This window comes from Paenibacillus herberti (assembly GCF_002233675.1).
In the GTDB taxonomy this organism is placed as follows: Bacteria; Bacillota; Bacilli; order Paenibacillales; family Paenibacillaceae; genus Paenibacillus_O; species Paenibacillus_O herberti.
The window spans coordinates 305236-320314 of record NZ_NMUQ01000001.1; the positions used below are offsets into that span (position 1 = coordinate 305236).

General features: G+C 49.8%; 22 protein-coding genes and 1 pseudogene. 20 read left to right on the top strand and 3 right to left on the bottom strand.

The window, feature by feature from the left end; all coding sequences use genetic code 11:
• The first annotated feature begins 347 nt into the window (after window positions 1-347).
• From CGZ75_RS01450 to CGZ75_RS01460, 5 genes are all read left to right on the top strand, one after another.
• On the top strand, window positions 348-791 hold the full coding sequence (locus CGZ75_RS01450; RefSeq protein ID WP_089522478.1) for a MarR family winged helix-turn-helix transcriptional regulator: 444 nt from the start codon (window positions 348-350) through the stop codon (window positions 789-791).
• A 453-nt stretch (window positions 792-1244) separates the two neighbouring features.
• Entirely contained in the window at window positions 1245-1766 is a 522-nt protein-coding gene (locus CGZ75_RS24315) for a hypothetical protein (protein WP_141136625.1), read from the top strand.
• 28 nt (window positions 1767-1794) lie between these two features.
• Window positions 1795-2025, top strand: a complete 231-nt coding sequence (locus CGZ75_RS01455) for a DUF6520 family protein (RefSeq protein WP_141136626.1) — start codon at window positions 1795-1797, stop codon at window positions 2023-2025.
• Window positions 2026-2094: 69 nt separating this feature from the next.
• The gene (locus CGZ75_RS24960) at window positions 2095-2268 is read left to right on the top strand and encodes a hypothetical protein (RefSeq protein ID WP_176444636.1); all 174 of its coding nucleotides are present in this window, start codon (window positions 2095-2097) and stop codon (window positions 2266-2268) included.
• A 330-nt stretch (window positions 2269-2598) separates the two neighbouring features.
• A complete protein-coding gene (locus CGZ75_RS01460; RefSeq protein ID WP_089522482.1) occupies window positions 2599-2805 on the top strand; it encodes a nitroreductase family protein in 207 nt (68 codons plus the stop codon).
• Between the two features lie 142 nt (window positions 2806-2947).
• On the opposite strand, the gene CGZ75_RS01465 is transcribed toward CGZ75_RS01460, so the two are convergent.
• Both CGZ75_RS01465 and CGZ75_RS01470 read right to left on the bottom strand, forming a co-directional pair.
• Window positions 2948-4201, bottom strand: coding sequence for a site-specific integrase (locus CGZ75_RS01465; protein WP_089522484.1), 1254 nt, complete (start codon window positions 4199-4201; stop codon window positions 2948-2950).
• A 546-nt stretch (window positions 4202-4747) separates the two neighbouring features.
• Window positions 4748-5227 carry a helix-turn-helix domain-containing protein gene (locus CGZ75_RS01470; protein ID WP_089522486.1) on the bottom strand — a complete coding sequence of 160 codons (480 nt, stop codon included), beginning with the start codon at window positions 5225-5227 and terminating at the stop codon, window positions 4748-4750.
• Between the two features lie 135 nt (window positions 5228-5362).
• Here CGZ75_RS01470 and CGZ75_RS01475 point away from each other — a divergent pair, with 135 nt between their 5' ends.
• The 15 genes from CGZ75_RS01475 (at window position 5363) to CGZ75_RS26420 (ending at window position 14668) form a co-directional block, all read left to right on the top strand.
• Window positions 5363-5575 carry a helix-turn-helix transcriptional regulator gene (locus CGZ75_RS01475; RefSeq protein WP_176444637.1) on the top strand — a complete coding sequence of 71 codons (213 nt, stop codon included), beginning with the start codon at window positions 5363-5365 and terminating at the stop codon, window positions 5573-5575.
• Between the two features lie 100 nt (window positions 5576-5675).
• On the top strand, window positions 5676-5819 hold the full coding sequence (locus CGZ75_RS24965) for a hypothetical protein (RefSeq protein WP_176444638.1): 144 nt from the start codon (window positions 5676-5678) through the stop codon (window positions 5817-5819).
• Window positions 5797-6045: a hypothetical protein gene (locus CGZ75_RS01480; RefSeq protein ID WP_089522490.1), complete on the top strand. Its 249-nt coding sequence runs from the start codon at window positions 5797-5799 to the stop codon at window positions 6043-6045. Before CGZ75_RS24965 ends, CGZ75_RS01480 begins: the two co-directional genes overlap by 23 nt.
• Complete coding sequence (locus tag CGZ75_RS01485) at window positions 6038-6370, top strand: hypothetical protein (RefSeq protein ID WP_089522492.1); 333 nt, start codon at window positions 6038-6040, stop codon at window positions 6368-6370. Before CGZ75_RS01480 ends, CGZ75_RS01485 begins: the two co-directional genes overlap by 8 nt.
• The gene (locus CGZ75_RS01490) at window positions 6363-6692 is read left to right on the top strand and encodes a helix-turn-helix domain-containing protein (RefSeq protein WP_245850662.1); all 330 of its coding nucleotides are present in this window, start codon (window positions 6363-6365) and stop codon (window positions 6690-6692) included. Before CGZ75_RS01485 ends, CGZ75_RS01490 begins: the two co-directional genes overlap by 8 nt.
• The gene (locus CGZ75_RS01495; RefSeq protein WP_089522494.1) at window positions 6689-6967 is read left to right on the top strand and encodes a hypothetical protein; all 279 of its coding nucleotides are present in this window, start codon (window positions 6689-6691) and stop codon (window positions 6965-6967) included. The genes CGZ75_RS01490 and CGZ75_RS01495 overlap by 4 nt, the downstream gene beginning before the upstream one ends.
• Entirely contained in the window at window positions 6954-7262 is a 309-nt protein-coding gene (locus CGZ75_RS01500; protein WP_089522496.1) for a hypothetical protein, read from the top strand. Before CGZ75_RS01495 ends, CGZ75_RS01500 begins: the two co-directional genes overlap by 14 nt.
• Window positions 7246-10044 carry a DUF927 domain-containing protein gene (locus CGZ75_RS01505; RefSeq protein WP_089522498.1) on the top strand — a complete coding sequence of 933 codons (2799 nt, stop codon included), beginning with the start codon at window positions 7246-7248 and terminating at the stop codon, window positions 10042-10044. The genes CGZ75_RS01500 and CGZ75_RS01505 overlap by 17 nt, the downstream gene beginning before the upstream one ends.
• Before the next feature lie 308 nt (window positions 10045-10352).
• Window positions 10353-10673 carry a hypothetical protein gene (locus CGZ75_RS01510; protein WP_089522500.1) on the top strand — a complete coding sequence of 107 codons (321 nt, stop codon included), beginning with the start codon at window positions 10353-10355 and terminating at the stop codon, window positions 10671-10673.
• Window positions 10674-11148: 475 nt separating this feature from the next.
• Window positions 11149-11355 carry a hypothetical protein gene (locus CGZ75_RS01515; RefSeq protein WP_089522502.1) on the top strand — a complete coding sequence of 69 codons (207 nt, stop codon included), beginning with the start codon at window positions 11149-11151 and terminating at the stop codon, window positions 11353-11355.
• 7 nt (window positions 11356-11362) lie between these two features.
• Window positions 11363-11989 (top strand): hypothetical protein, encoded by a 627-nt coding sequence (locus CGZ75_RS01520; RefSeq protein ID WP_089522504.1) that lies wholly within the window; start codon window positions 11363-11365, stop codon window positions 11987-11989.
• A gap of 63 nt (window positions 11990-12052) precedes the next feature.
• Window positions 12053-12517 carry a sigma-70 family RNA polymerase sigma factor gene (locus CGZ75_RS01525; protein WP_089522506.1) on the top strand — a complete coding sequence of 155 codons (465 nt, stop codon included), beginning with the start codon at window positions 12053-12055 and terminating at the stop codon, window positions 12515-12517.
• Window positions 12514-13674: a hypothetical protein gene (locus CGZ75_RS01530; RefSeq protein ID WP_089522507.1), complete on the top strand. Its 1161-nt coding sequence runs from the start codon at window positions 12514-12516 to the stop codon at window positions 13672-13674. The genes CGZ75_RS01525 and CGZ75_RS01530 overlap by 4 nt, the downstream gene beginning before the upstream one ends.
• Window positions 13675-13739: 65 nt before the next feature.
• Window positions 13740-14291 carry a hypothetical protein gene (locus CGZ75_RS01535; RefSeq protein ID WP_089522509.1) on the top strand — a complete coding sequence of 184 codons (552 nt, stop codon included), beginning with the start codon at window positions 13740-13742 and terminating at the stop codon, window positions 14289-14291.
• 239 nt (window positions 14292-14530) lie between these two features.
• A complete protein-coding gene (locus tag CGZ75_RS26420) occupies window positions 14531-14668 on the top strand; it encodes an urease accessory UreF family protein (RefSeq protein WP_089524500.1) in 138 nt (45 codons plus the stop codon).
• Here the strand turns inward: CGZ75_RS26420 and CGZ75_RS24320 are convergent.
• Window positions 14649-14894, bottom strand: a pseudogene (locus tag CGZ75_RS24320) (Rha family transcriptional regulator); the annotation flags it as partial. The gene CGZ75_RS26420 and the pseudogene CGZ75_RS24320 sit on opposite strands and share 20 nt — an antisense overlap.
• Window positions 14895-15079: the final 185 nt, after the last annotated feature.

Here is a 15079-nt window from a genome sequence, read left to right on the forward strand (position 1 = left end):
AACTTTTACTGCGTATCTGGTAATTTTTGAGGCTGCTTCAGCCTTCATAGCTGGCCCTTATCGTCCTGACCAGGATGATAGGGGCTTTTTGCATGTTTTATGGATGATAGCTCAGGCGCTCAGTCCCGGGTGCTCATTGTACGAAGAGTTGTTCCGCTGCTTTTTTTTTTAAAATTCAAAAAAATGAAACTTGATTGCTCCGCCTGCGTAAAGAAGCCATTAAGGACGTTTCTGTCCTGCGCAGCAGGCTAAAAGGTCAGGTTTTGTCTTTTTTTTCTTCAATCGGAAGAATTATAGTAGTTAAGGATATACTACATCCAGGAGCAATTGGAGCAGGAGGCGAAAGCATGGTCTACGAAGCGGTATCAGAGGAACTGACCAAGCAGTTGGACGACCGATTTCGGCTCGTACGCAAGCTGATCACCTCAGAGTGGAACCGGGACAATGTGAATGGGCTCGGTCTTACGCATGCCCGTATTCTTACCTTGCTGGCGTCTGAGGGTCCGCAGAAGGCGTCGATTCTGGCGGACAAGCTGCTCATTACATCAGGTGCGGTAACGGGACTGGCAGACAGACTCGTTGAACTGGGTTATATTTCCCGTGAGCGGGGGGAGCAGGACCGCAGAGTCGTTTTACTGAGTATTGAGGAACCGGGCTTGGAACTGCTTAAGTTTATTGACGAGACGCGGCAGGCGCTCATGCATAAGCTTTACAAAGGCATGTCGGAACAAGAGATTCAGGTCATGCTCGTGCTGTTTGACCGCATGATTCAGAATCTGCAGGTGAATTGACTGACTGAACAACAGCCGGAGGACGATGATCCTTCGGCTGTTTTTTTTGCATGCATGCTGGATCTGGCGGTGCATTGCCTCGATTACGGTGAGCAAGTGCTGCTGCTCCTTCCTCGTTCTTCATGTGCCCGCTAATGATTTTTTTTTCATCACGACGACCTACTTTATTTCCGCTCTACAAAATGTCAATGCCTTCTATCCCATGGGACATTATCAAAGCACAATATTCTTTGATTACTACATATAAAGATTTCAAAAAAAATATAAGATAATTGTGAGTAATACATTTGAATACTGAGGGAGTGAGGAGTAGTGGGGAGAAGTTTCAAAAAGGTCGCATCTGCATTAGGAGCTATTATTGTTCTATTGTAAGCACAACCAGCAACTTTATCAGCTCATGAAGTTTTTTACAATCCAGCAACAAGTTCGGTAGTCTCTTTAAGATGGCAAAATTTGAGTGCCGCCGGAAATATGCTTAGATTAAATGCTAACGGGGATTATCTTAAGGCACCATATATCGATAACTTTGGCTCATCAGTTAGTAACTGGATGAACTCATCCTCTCCAGTTGTAGCGTATTCGGTGTCTTTTAGTACGTCAACAGTCGATCTGACCACCCCTACGCAGACCTCTTGGGATAATGCTGGAATTTCGTATTATGCTGCGGCTGTAGCTATTCTGTACGACTCTGCAGGTGCACAAATAATGACATACTCACAAGCACAAAACTCGAATAAAATGATCACATACGGTGCTGTTTGGTGCAATCCAGATGGTAACTATGCCGGGCCGACTGAACTCGATCAAACTAAAATATTAACGCATGAATTGGGCCATATTATGGGACTGGGCCATCCAGAGATGTATAACCCAATACCAGCCTCTACTATGTCTGTAATGCGTCAAAGTGCATTGGGTTTTTCAACACCGCAAGCCCATGAGAATAGCGATATCCGAACAATGTATGGATTATAATCCCAACATAAAGAAGGGATGGGGAAATTTGAATAAGAAAATATTTAAAATCACGATTCCAGCTATTGCGGCTATCATTGCCATCGGTGGACTTTTCTTCGCTCAACAAAATAGTAAGGTCGATCAGACAAGTTACCACAGCATTGAAAATCCTTCGACTCACGCCCAAACGCAGGCAAAACCAGAATTTATGGATTTTTACGATCCTACTTTCGAGCAGCTTATTGGTTTATGGTCAGGTGATGAAGTTCAAAGATAAAGAAGAAGCTGTAATTACTGGGCCTGCTGAGGATGCCGTCAAAGAAAAAATTCAAAAAAAGGATCTTCATTGAAAATCCGTTTAACTCAGGTGGAAATTGGCGTAAAGCAGGTTATAAGTGGGGATGCTCCTTCTACTATTTTTTTGCGGCGCAGCGAATTGTCCGAACCGTATGAGCCAGAGTTAAAGGTCGGTAAAAAAATGATCTTTGTCTTGAAGAAAATTGAAGGAACCTTATTTTAACAAATTTGATGATTTTTCCTTCGCTTCACTTAACGCTTTCTCCGAAAAAGTGAAAATGGAAAAGGGAAACAAGTAATTTAATTCATAAACAAAATGGCCCCCCCCCCCCCCAATGCTTCTGGGGAGGCCGTTTTGCCGGTTTCTAGGTTTCTAGCTGTCCGCGTTCAACTATGCTAAGATGGGAGCAGCTCACGTTGGGTTCTTCTGTAAAAAATGGTGTTGTGTTGACTTCCATTTTACACGAAACCAGTAGGGGTCTTTTTATTTTCAGGTGTCGAACTTCATACTACAATCCGTCACCTGTTAAGCCAGCGTAAGGAGCGGATAAACATGATGACAAATGAGCAAAAGACGAACATTCCGGGCATGGATAAACTGCTTGGAACGCTGAAGGGGCATCGTTCCATCCGCCGTTATACCGACGATCCGGTAACGACAGAACAGCTGGACCACATTCTGAATAGCGCCCAGATGGCCTCATCCTCAAGCCATACATATTCGCCTTTCTTGAAATTCGGTGATAATACAGACAGATAAACGTTGATTTGACGCGGTTTTTCGACTGTTACAGTGGGGTGTAGAGATGTGGTACAGAGGCGGAAAATCATGGTTGATGTGAAATTGATGCGAAAAGCTTTATAAAAGCAGGGGAAGCGGCTCCATGCCGCGGCGTTCTTTGCTACGATCTCTGGCGTTCGGAAGCGGCTTTCTGAGCGTCTTTTTGTTGTCCGGAAAACAGGGCGTCTAGCTTGTCCGCAGCTGCCTGATCGGCAGATTGGAGAGCGTGTCCATAAATGTTCATGGTCGTTGTAATATTGCCGTGTCCAAGCCGCTCGGAAATGATCTTGGCGTGAACGCCTTGATTGATAAGCAGCGTTGCGGCCGTGTGGCGCAGATCATGGAAACGGATGTATCGCAGCTCGTGTCTCTCCAGGAACGTTCGAAACCACTGGTATGGGCGCTCATGGTGGAATGGGCTGCCATCTGGATGGCAGAACATAAAATGCCACTCCCGCCCGTCCTGATCGCGGCCGTTCCAGGCTTCTCCTACCTTGTCTCTCTCTTTGACGCGGTAAGCGTAGTATTCCCGCAGCTCAGCAAGAACAGAGGCGGGCAAAGAGATTTTGCGGCGGGATTTGAGCGTCTTTGGTTCTTTGACGATGAAGGAACCTTTAAGAGCATGAATCATGCTCTGGCTAACATCGATAACGCCTGTTGTCCAGTCCACATGCCGCCATTCCAATCCAAGTAGCTCGCTGCGGCGCATGCCGGTTGTCAGCGCCAAAGTAGTCATCATGCGCCAATGGTATGGGGCTTTCTGGAGAGCCTGCAGCAGTAACGTTACCTCCCCTTCGTCATAAGGCTGCACTTCGAAACGCTCGGTCTTAGGCTTTTGTATGGCGTCCACCGGGTTGGTTTTGATGACTCGCCACTCGGTGGCCCGCTGGAGAACGTTTTTAAGCGTCCGGTGAACCAGCCTGATACTTCCGCTGGACAAGCCGCCTTTGCGGCCATCCGCGCGGCCGCCATCCTTTGAAAGCTGATCCAGCAGACTGATGATATGAAGCGGTTTAATATCTTCCAGCTTCATGTGTCCGAGGGCAGGAAGGATTTGATTTTTAAGGTTCTTTTGAAGCATGATCTGCGTTTTAAACTCCAACTGCTTGGCAGCGTATTTCGGCGCCCACTCACTGGCTACGAAATCAGCCAGGGTGAGCTTCTGCGGGGCAATGTACTCGCCGGCCTCTACCTCCGCCTTAAACATTGCATATTCTGCGTCCAGGTAGTCCTGTAGCTTCCGGGAAGTCTTGAGCAGCTTTTCATCCGTAACTCGAATAGTTTTAGTCCGGCGGCCATATTTGCCGTTTGCCTGTACTCCTGTGTAGACGGTCAGCGTCCAACTATTGTCACCGCGCTTCTGAATGTTTGCCATAGATTAATTCTCCTTTCATGATTGTTCGTATTCTCAACTTCCATTGTATGGGTTGGCTTCTCGTGCCCTGCTACTCTTTGAACGGCGGCGCTGCACGGGCTGGAATTCCACACTTGTCAGATTGACAGGTATGGGGTGATTTGAAATATAAGGGCATCGCCGCCCAACCGATCGACGAGGTGGTTTGAAGCCACATCTTCGCAAAGGGTTGATATAAACTAGATACCCTGGGTGCTGGGCGGGGAGCAAGAAGCCCTCCATACTGTGTAGGGTGTCCGTTTAACGGACAGGGTTGAACGAGATCACATCTGTCATTTTACCAATATTTTCTTTCTTCTTAAAGAAGATCAGTTTATCGCTAGGCAACAGCTGTTGTCAGCTCTTATTGTCAAAACCGGTCTGTGGTTTACCCGTCACATTCGCTTTAGGAGGCCGGGTGATGGTCACTCCCTCTCCCGGTCCAATGAAGCGATCCAAGCGGTCAGATCTTATATGGTGCTGCGATGGCTTCGCAGGCTCCTCCTATATATACAACCCCCTATAAAACTACTTCTCTTTGGCCGGCTCTTGGTATTGAGGTAATAAAACCTTCAACATGTCTAAAATGCGTTGTTTGTCTTCCGGAGTAAGACGGTGTCCGTTGTATGTCGCCTCATCAGGTCCCATTTTAAGTAAATGGTGTATATCTGATCGTATTTTCACTAGCTCGTTGAGCCACTCTTCTCTAGAAAAACCAAGCATCTCGGGGTAAAACCAATCATCATAATCCTCTAAAGATCCGTCCTTAGTGTGTCTCCAGTCATCAAAAGTGACATATCCAGCTCGCACCATTAACTCAACATAACTCACCCCTAGCGGTTCCGTCAGCTTCTTGAGAATTTCTGGGGATGGAGCCCCGCGTTTTCCATTTTCAACATTAGTAATGTAAGTTTGGCTCACTCCAGAGGCTTCTGCCAGTGAACTTAATGTGAGTCCACGACGAGTTCGTTTATCGCGTAAAAATGTTCCGAAGTCGATACCATCCATAAATTCAACCCCTTTTAAAGTCTATAATACACTAAAATAATCTCAAAAGAAACTTCTTGTTTACAAAAGAGATTATTTGTTTTATGATCTCAATAGAGATTTGAATCTCAAATGAGATTAAGGAGCGGTAACGATATGAAAGTTTTGATAAAGACTGAAAAGCTCGCCGAGCTGATGTATCGAAAGGGCTGGACGCGGAAGCATGTCGCACAGCAAGCAGGCATTGGCCAGGTCACTATGCAGCAGATCTGCCGGGGTGAACGTAACCCAAGCCCGCCGGTTGCCAAGAAGCTGACGGACGCACTCGAGGTGGATTTTTCTGAGTTGTTCGTCATTCAATCCGATTAAGCTGTCGGAATGGCGTAGTTGCTTTCTTGATGGAGCTGTTAGCTCTTTGAAAACCCTATAGCCAATAAACCAACTTAATCTATCAATTAAGGAGGTTATTATGATTATTTGCGAGGAGATTGAGCGTGAGTTACTCGCGTTAGGAATCCCGATTGCGGAATTAGATGTTGAAATTTCCAAGCTTGAGCAAGAATTAGCATTCTATTTAGGAGGTCATGACCATGCAACAACACAATGCGAGTAGCGGGGCCGTCTGGATGGCCGTCAACGGCCCAGAAGGAGATCGGCTGCTGGAGATCACTCGGGAGCATTTGCGGATTGTGAGAGAATTGCCGGTTAAGCCTTCGGGGCAAATGGCACAGGATCTGTTTCGGATGGAGCGGGCAATCCTGCACGCCAAGATTGACGCGCTGCGGGCCGAGCGGGACGAGATTATCGCCAGATATGAGGAGGGTGGATTCGGTGCATAAATTTGCATTCAGCCGGTCGTTCATGTCTGAGGTTGTAAAGAGCGGTCGAACCAGTACCTTCTTCAAATTCATCTCTGAACAAACGATCGGCGCCGGATTATCGGTTAAGGACGAGCGCGAGATTATGGAACCGGTAATGCAGCAATTGGCTGGAGTGATCCGGGACGAAGTAACCCACTGTGGTCGGCCCCTAGACGTTTCAGCAGGATTCGACTTCGAGCAACAGCACTATAACATTCTTGCCGTCTGTACTTGTTGCAAGCGAGGTCATGACATCAAGAGCGGCCCGATTGGGCCAAGAATGGAGGCGCAGATCTATGCTTAATCGGATGAATCAGCGTGACATGACTGCAACCATTTACAACTTCCAACCAGCAGATCCGGCTCCTACACCGCCAGCACGCCGGGCTATCATCGTAACCAAACCTCTGCCACAACCTATTTCAGCCGCGCAGCCTGTGCGCAAGACAATCGACGTAAAGGCAGCCGCTGAGCAGTTGGGCGTATCCACGACAACAATCTATCAGCTTTGCCGCGAGAAGCAGATCCCGCATATTCGGATTCGTGCCCGGCTTTTCTTTCATACCGATGTGCTGGATGAATGGTTGCGAAGCGGCGGAACGCTTTCAAGCGAGGCACTGTCATGAGGCGGCAGGTTCTGCATTCACATAAGATCACGCCGCGTGCTGCTCGCGTCAATGCGGGTCTGTCTCTGCCTCAGGCTGCTGCAGCACTCGGAACATCCGCGCGGAGGTTGAAAGAACTGGAGCTGAATGGCCGTATCAGGCTGAATATGGGGCTACGCATGACTCGGTTATACCAGCAACCCATAGATCGCCTCTTTTGGGAATCAGAAGAAGAGTATCACCGTCTGCGTGCCGAGGCGCGACAGGAGAAGGAGGCTTTTTATGCGCACGGTTAAGTTATCGCTGATTAGCTGGAGTGGACAAGTAGTCAATGTTTGGTCTGTCCCATATGCCCGCCATAAGGCCGCGCTGGAAGTCGCGATGCAGCGGGCGGAGGACGAAGGACATGCCGGCGTATTCTGGGCTTCATTCAGTGGGGGCAAGACAAAGAACTTTGTTTTTGATTCTCACGATCCATTAGCCATGCTGATGATGGAGAGGGTACTTAAGTCATACATGAAGGACGGGAAACTGGACGTAGATCGGTTTCTAGGCCGTCAGGGGGGAGTGAAGCGTGCTGCAATCAATTGAACCTGTCGATGACAGGGAACTGCCGATTAGTTTTGGCGAGAGTGCCAGCGCTTCAAATTGGAGTGTTGAATTCCTGACCTGGGGCGAATTCGTAGATCGCTTGCGGACAGCGCGTCGGACATCGGAAACGATGGTGCAATATGACAAGCTGAGCAAGGCGCGGAAAGCCGCGCTCAAGGACGGTCCGGCCTTCGTCGGCGGCCTGGTTCGAGGTGGGCGGCGCCGCAAGGAGAACGTCGATGTGCGAAGTGTCATTACGCTGGATGCTGATAACGTTTCAACCAGCTTCCCTTTTATGGTTGAGCTGATGATTGGCGGCACGGCCTACGTGATCTATTCCACCCATAGCCACCGTTCGGATCAGCATAAATATCGGCTCATCATTCTAGTAGACAGAGAAATGACACCGGATGAATGCTCGGCGGTATCGCGGATGATTGCGAAACTGATTGGAATGGACAACTTCGACAAAACAACGTTCGACGTAAATCGGCTCATGTATTTACCGAGCTGCTCGAAAGACGCCGAGCCGGTGTTCATCGAATCCGAGGGTGTACCTCTGAGCGTTGACGGTATTCTCAATCACTACCAAGCCGACTGGCGGGATCCGGCTAGCTGGCCGCGTCATCCGAAAGAAGCAGCAACCCTATTCACCGGACAAAAGCCTCAGGATCCGCGGGAGAAACGCGGGATAGTCGGACTGTTCTGCAGGGCCTTTCCGATTGAAACCGCGATTGACATGTTCCTGTCAGACGTATACACCGCTGGCAGTATGGCAGGTCGATACACCTATGCGGGCGGCACGTCTGCTAACGGCCTGGAGATTTATTCGGATCAGGAGCTTGTCTTCAGTCACCAGGATAGCGATCCAGCGGCTGACGGGCATAGCCACAATGCCTTCGACCTGGTTCGTATCCATCGATACGGCCATATGGATGAGAATGCCCCACTGGGAACATCCATCGACGAATTGCCGAGCCATCAGGAAATGACGGTGTTCGCGGCCAGTTTAGAGGATGTTCGGCTGCTGCAGCAGGCGGAGAGTAGCGCGGAGATTGCGGAAGCGTTTGGAGACATGGACTTCCCCGGAAATGATGGGGGCGAACATGCTCTCGATCTGAGCCAAATCATCATTCCGCTTGGTTTCAAGGTAATCGGCGGACAGGTTTTCGAGGTTAAGGAGACCAAAACAGATATCAAGCATATTCAGGTCTGCAGCTGCCTTGTTGCGGTCACTGGACGGTATAGCAATTTATCAGATCACACGCAAGGGCTTGAAGTGTCCTGGGTCGGTCGCAGCGGAATCAAGTCGGTGACGGACACGCGCAGTACTTTCGCTGACAGTAAGAAGCTCATAAACCTGGCGGACTACGGACTACCGGTGCACTCAGAGAACGCTCGTAAGCTGTCGGCCTATCTCAGTCGATTCGAGGCAGAGAACGAGGAGCGACTCTCTACGAAGCTTGTTAGCAACCAGCTCGGATGGGTGAAGGACGGCTTCCTATTAGGAGAACAGTTTATCGGCAGTAGCAACATCGAGTTTCTACCGAAGGATGCCGGAGATGGTCAAACGGCAAGAGGCTTCCGCAAGCGAGGGTCGATGGAAGGTACAATGCAGCTGCTCGATCAGATCAAACCGTTTCCGGCTGTAAAGCTGGCCGTATATGCCGCTGCTACTGCACCGCTCCTGAGCCTCTGGGGAGAGAGTTCATTCATTCTGGAGCTGGCAGGCAGCACGTCTCGTGGGAAAACGACAGCGCTTCGTATCGCAGCAAGTCTGTATGGCTGCCCGGACGAGAATAAGCCTGGCATCTTCCGTCAATGGAACATGACCAAGGTCGCCATCGAACGGTATGCCGCGACGATGAACCATCTCCCATTGTTCCTGGATGACACGAAGAAGACGGATGAGCGGACAGCACGCCCGATCGTCTATCAGTTCAGCAGCGGACAGGGAAAGGGGCGCGGTTCGCTCAAAGGGGCTCAAGCAAGCGCGGGATGGCAGACCGTTATGCTCTCAACGGGTGAACAGAAGTTGAGCTCTTTCGCTAAGGACGGCGGCGCAGTGGGACGTGTGCTGTCGCTTGAAGGATCTCCGTTCCTCTCAGCGGATCTTACTTCCGCGAAGATGGTACAGGAGATGAATAAGCTGGCCAGTGACCATTATGGCCATCTCGCAGAGCCGTGGATTAGATTCCTTATGACAACAGATATGTCGGTTTGGAAGGGGTACTTCTCTGCTGCCTGTGATCGATATATGCAGATTGGCAGTGGGGCCGGTGAAGTTGCGCTGCGCCTCTCCCGGATCATGGCGCTGCTGGATGTAACAGGCCAGATGTTTGATACCTGTTTCAATTTGAAGCTATACGACCGGGCGATGTTGGATCAGGAATGGAGCCGATTGATAAGTGAATCGCCAGAACTGGATCGGGCAACTGAAGCGTTGGATAGTGTGATGGGCTGGGTGACGGCTAATACCCGGCAATTCATCATCAACGGCAGCGGCTCTCCTCTCTCCGGAAAGCTGTATGGAGAGATTAAGCCGAGTGAGATTTTCGCCATTGATGATCTGCTGGATGAGCACCTTCGATCTCGCGGCTACGAGCCGTTGTCCATCGCTAAGGCCTGGAAGGACAGGGGCTGGACGAAAGCAACACCCGGGCGCACCAAGTTTCGGAAGAGAATGGCCGGCGGCAATCCCTGGACATATTGCTTTGATCTAACGGCTCTGGGATGGGCGTTTGATACCACAGACCGATATTCACCCGCATTTGGGGGGTAGTTCTCACCAGCAGCTATCAGTGAGAACAAGGTTGAGAACATATAAATCCAAGCAGGACAAGGTTTCCCGGTTATATGTTCTCACTGTTCTCACTGTTCTCACAATAAAACATATATACACGTAACAATTCAGCTGAGCTATCCGGTAGATAGTGAATTTATATAGGGGTATATGTTGCACGGAGTGAGAACACGAGAACAAACGCCGGAATCCCTTGTCCCGTCTAGGTTTTTGGCTGAGAACAAGCTTCAAAAAAGCGAGAACGAGTGAGAACAGCCGACAAGGCTGAACGATGGAGGGTCAAGTGAATGAAGGAGATCATTTTGAATCCCTATTTCCCCGGAGGTAGGCCGAGCAAGGCTTATCTAGTTGAAGAGGGTGTGGCAATAGGAAGTAGCCAAGGACTCGTATACCTTTCTCAAGTTCAGAAGACGGAAACCGCTGGCGTATATGTTCCAATCGAAAGCCACAACTTCATCATCGTTTCACCAGGCGGCAAATCAATATCAGCGCTTGGAAAGATAGTGGCCAAGCTTAAAGCGATGGACGCTTATACCTTGATTACCCGCCATTATGACGTTCAAGAAACTGTTTTTAATGTGTGTGGGAATCCAAGAGGTTTCCTTTGAATCCTGGCAGCTGGAGAGGGGGTGATGCAAAGCAGGTTATTGATTTATCTTAAGGTTTTACGCGCATAAGGAGGGAAGAACCTCATAAAACCTCACCTTCCTCATGCGCGCGTGCTTCACAAAATCCATGGCTCTCGCTTTTCATATTTGGAAAGCAACACATTCCTCCTGTGCGTGCGCTTAACAAAACTTAACCTGAAACCTAACAGAACCTATTAAAACCTATTAAAACCTATTCTCGCGCGTATCGCGTGCTTCACGAAACTTTAGCTTAGAACCTGCCAAAACCTGCACTTTCTCGTGTACGCGTGAAAAGAAACGCACACTCATTTGGCACTTTTGGCACCCTTAAAAAGAACTCAAAACTTAATAAAACTTAACATCTCGTCGCGCACATAGACGGAAGCTGTCGTTGCCGCGTCGATCCGGCATTAACAAGCAAAAACAAAACATCTCAACTCGGAGGTAACTGTCCATGAATATCGATTTTAATGCTGAATGGGACAAAATGGAAAAGTCCGTAAAGGAAGGTGTGCGGCAAGACTTGGACTCGCTCCAAAAGAGTCGCGAAGTGGCAGAGCAGCAAAGACAGCAAAGGGCAACAGACGGTAAGGCCGCGGCAGAACGCATGAACAATCGCCATAAGCCAGCGGCAAACGCGCTGAATCCATGGGGGGAGTAAACAAACAATGACCAAACAATTCGAGCAATTTAAAGCTGCAGCAGCTGATTTCAAAGCCCGCCAAGCACGTTATGAAACTCAGGCAGACGAAATCCGCCGTGAGATCGCAAAGGCGAAGCGTACCTATGCTGAAATGACTGAGGCTGATGTGGCTGGCAAGGCGGCATACACAACCACACAGTTTACCGCCGCCCGTCAGAAGTTGAGTACACTTGAGGGGGAGTTGGCCGCCGTCCATGACCGATCGAACCAACTCCAAGAGCGGCGGGGGACAGAGCTGGCACCGCTGCTGTCTGAAGTTCGCAGGGGGCGTGTGGATGTTGAACAGCGGATCCGAGAGCAGATTAAAGAGCTGATCGAGCAGGGGCAGCCTTTCGTGAAGCAACTTTTCGAGTTGGCTACACAAGCCGCAAACCTGCGGCACGAAGCGATTCGGGATGTATATGACCAGCGCGAAGCCGTCCGTATAGCCGGGGAATCAGAAATGAGCCGCCTATCGATTGAGAATTCTAACGTGCCTGATGATATTCATTTCTTCGATCCACAAGAATTAATTGAATCCTACCGAACGGGCGAGATGCCTGAGCGCTTCCGAGACGTTTCGGCTGCCGAGCCCACGTCGGTCAACTCATAGAATACAAGAAGATACTGCGGCGGCCCGTACACGCGAGCTGCCGTAGTTTAAGGGGGAGTGGGAGTGAGCCATAGAAGGGGGCTTCGCCGGGAGCTGGTGGCTTATAATGCGCTGCGCAGCAATCGTCTGCGGATCCAGGAGTACCTGTCTACCCGTGATCAAGACATCAATCCGAAGCAGCAGCGCCTGGATGGGATGCCGACAGCGAGAGGCGGGCTGCCCCGCTCCATCATTGAGCGCATGGTCATAGACCGGCAGGAGCAGCTGGACAGGCTCGAAGCGATTACAAAAAGATTGGAGCTTCGTTTTGCGCCGCTAGAAGCCGCTCTAAGGCGTCTGAGCTGGACGGAGAGGGAAAGCCTGCGTTTGTTCTATTGGACGCTCAGCGAGCCGCATGAAGCGGCACGGGAGATTGGGGTAAGCGAGGCTCGGTTAGAGGCGATTCGTAAGCGGGCGCTGCATCAACTTGAGTGGTTATATAATCAGAATTATGCCCGTGTTGTGGGCGAAGGAGAGGGAATTGGATGAGTTTATGTATATGTCTACAAAATGACGATTCACTGCTGATCACTGCAGATACCGCCCTTACTTTCAATCGGGATGGGAAGCAATACCGATCTCGCAGGCCATTTCAAAAGCTAGTTCAAGTAGACCGCTTTCTCATTTTCATGAGCGGCAGCGCGGATGCGGCTACTGAGGTTCTAAAAAGGTTTAGGAACGCCCCGGAAAAGACGGCTGACTCGTTTCAGGAGGCGCTAATAAAAGGTTGTGAGAAGGTCGCAAAAGCGAATCCATCTCTGTATGAATCTCTTGATCCCTCAACTCGGGATGCGGCAGCCATTGTTGCGGAATGGGCCGAAGGAGGCGTTGTAGTACACCTCATGAGTCCTGAGGACGGCTTTAAGAGAAATACGCGCCGCGGTTCCAATTCGGGAACGGCGCCCCATACGGCAGGGATCTATGCTGCAGAAGCACTTGATCTCATCGGTAAATGGATGAATGCGCAAGACAAACCGATGTTGAATGCAGTAGTGGATGTTTATGAACAATTATCCGGTGAAGGCGTAGGCGGGATGATCTCGGCAGCATTTATGGACAAGGAAGGGATAACCTTTATGTCGCCAATAGCCATTAATGAGAATGTCCGAATTCCATTCTACGAGGACTATCTGATCTCCCAATCGGCAGCTTTCCGCGGCAGTCTTTCATTAATCGGGGCAACGATCCGGACGAACGATACAGGCGACCGTGTCGAGATGGATGCGAGCGGCTGGAGAACGTTTGATGGTAAAGGAACGAGACGGATCGGAGTAACACTTGATAACCAATATGGGATGAGTGGAATTAACTGGTATGGCGAGTCTGGTAGTGTGAGCGGTTCGATCAACGGGCAGGATTCACTCTTTCAAATTCTGGCTAATGCGGACATGTTGATTCAGTCGTTTAAAAGCCTTCAATTCGGAGGGAAAGTCGATTTTTCGGGAGCTACAGTATCCGGATTGACCGCGAATTCAATCGAAGGACTGGCAGCCCGGCTTCAAGGGCTGGATTATCAGGTTCAAGAATTATGGAGGGCACTTAATAACAAGTCTGATAAAGGTCACGTTCACAGCTATGTCGTTCCGCGACATAATCACGGAACTCCTCATAATTTCGAGTATGAGGGTAGCACCGGCCCTGCTTAACAATCGCAACATTTATCCGATAAACACCGTATACACTAACAAACTTTCCCAGAGGAGTGTTTGGAATGAAGAAGTTCGTATGCGGTGTTTTGGTTGGGACGATGTTGACGGCAGGCGGGACGGCTCTTGCAAGCTCAACCGGCTTAATCGGCAAGAAGGTGCAAGGAGTATACATTATCGAGAAGGACGGCAAAAAGTTGGCTGAGGCTGCGATCATAGACGGGGCGGCATACGCTCCTGTTAGAGCTGTGGCTGAAGCTAGCGGAGCCGATCTTTCGGTGGAAGGGAAAACGATCTCAATGGGTTCTGAAAAGGAAGTCACGACGCAACCGGAAAAATCGGTGTCGGATAATCCATATGCGGGGCAATCGCAAAAAATGCTGGAGAATAGCTTGGGCATTCAGCAGAATTCGGTTGATTCATTGGCCGGAAGGATTGCATATATAGAGCGTGGCCTTCCGGCGCTCGAAAGATCGGCAGAAGGCGGTAATGAACAGTCAAAGAAAACCCTGGAATCAGAAAATGCGGAACTTGCGGACATAAAAACGAGACTGGAGAAAGTCCAAGCTGAAATTCGCCTGATTGAAGAAGCTCTTAACGCTCTGAATAACCAATAAACCGAAGTCCCGCCCACCCCGGCGGGGCTTCTGCATTCAAGGGGGTGCATACAAAACAACTCAATGCACCCTGCGTCTACAAAACAAACTCAACAAGCTAAACTAGCGCCCCCCAGCTATCCCAGCCGATGGCTAGCGGAACTGTAGGAGGCTTATCGCGGCGATAGCTGCCTGCTGATGCATCCGCTTGTATTCGATTGGATCTGTCGACAGGCCGGAAGCAGGCGGTGTAGGGCTGGCTGTACGGCTACCTGAGCAATGCGGTCACTTACGCCCTGCGCCTAATAGTTATCGGCCAGACGGAGGCGCAGCGGCTGTTAGCGCGGCTGTCTGCCGAAACGGACGACGCGCAGCTTCCTTGCCGGTGTAGCCCATGACTAAAAATGTGAATCCGTCTTGGGTGATGAGGTATTTATGATAGGTCTGTCCGTTCTACGGATGATCGTAAGGGGTCTCTCCAAAATTGGAGACACGGAATTCGTCGGAATACTCAAGATCCCTAACGTCTCTCATGACATGAAAGTGGTTTTTTCCAAACGTTTTCGCCACCGTAAGGCTATCCGCGACCGCTCGGCCACTTTCGATGAAGACTAATTGGTTCATTTGTTTGCTCCTCTCTGTCGTCTGGCTTAACTAATTCAAATTTGCAACCCGTTAGCATTTCGGCTAGGAGCAGTTTGCAGCGATCAGGCAAGCCGTGCTCCATTGGATCAATTGTTACGAGTTGCCCGTTAATGACCATACGGTGTTCGGTTATTACAAGAGCTGGTCGTTTCTTTGATTTCCCC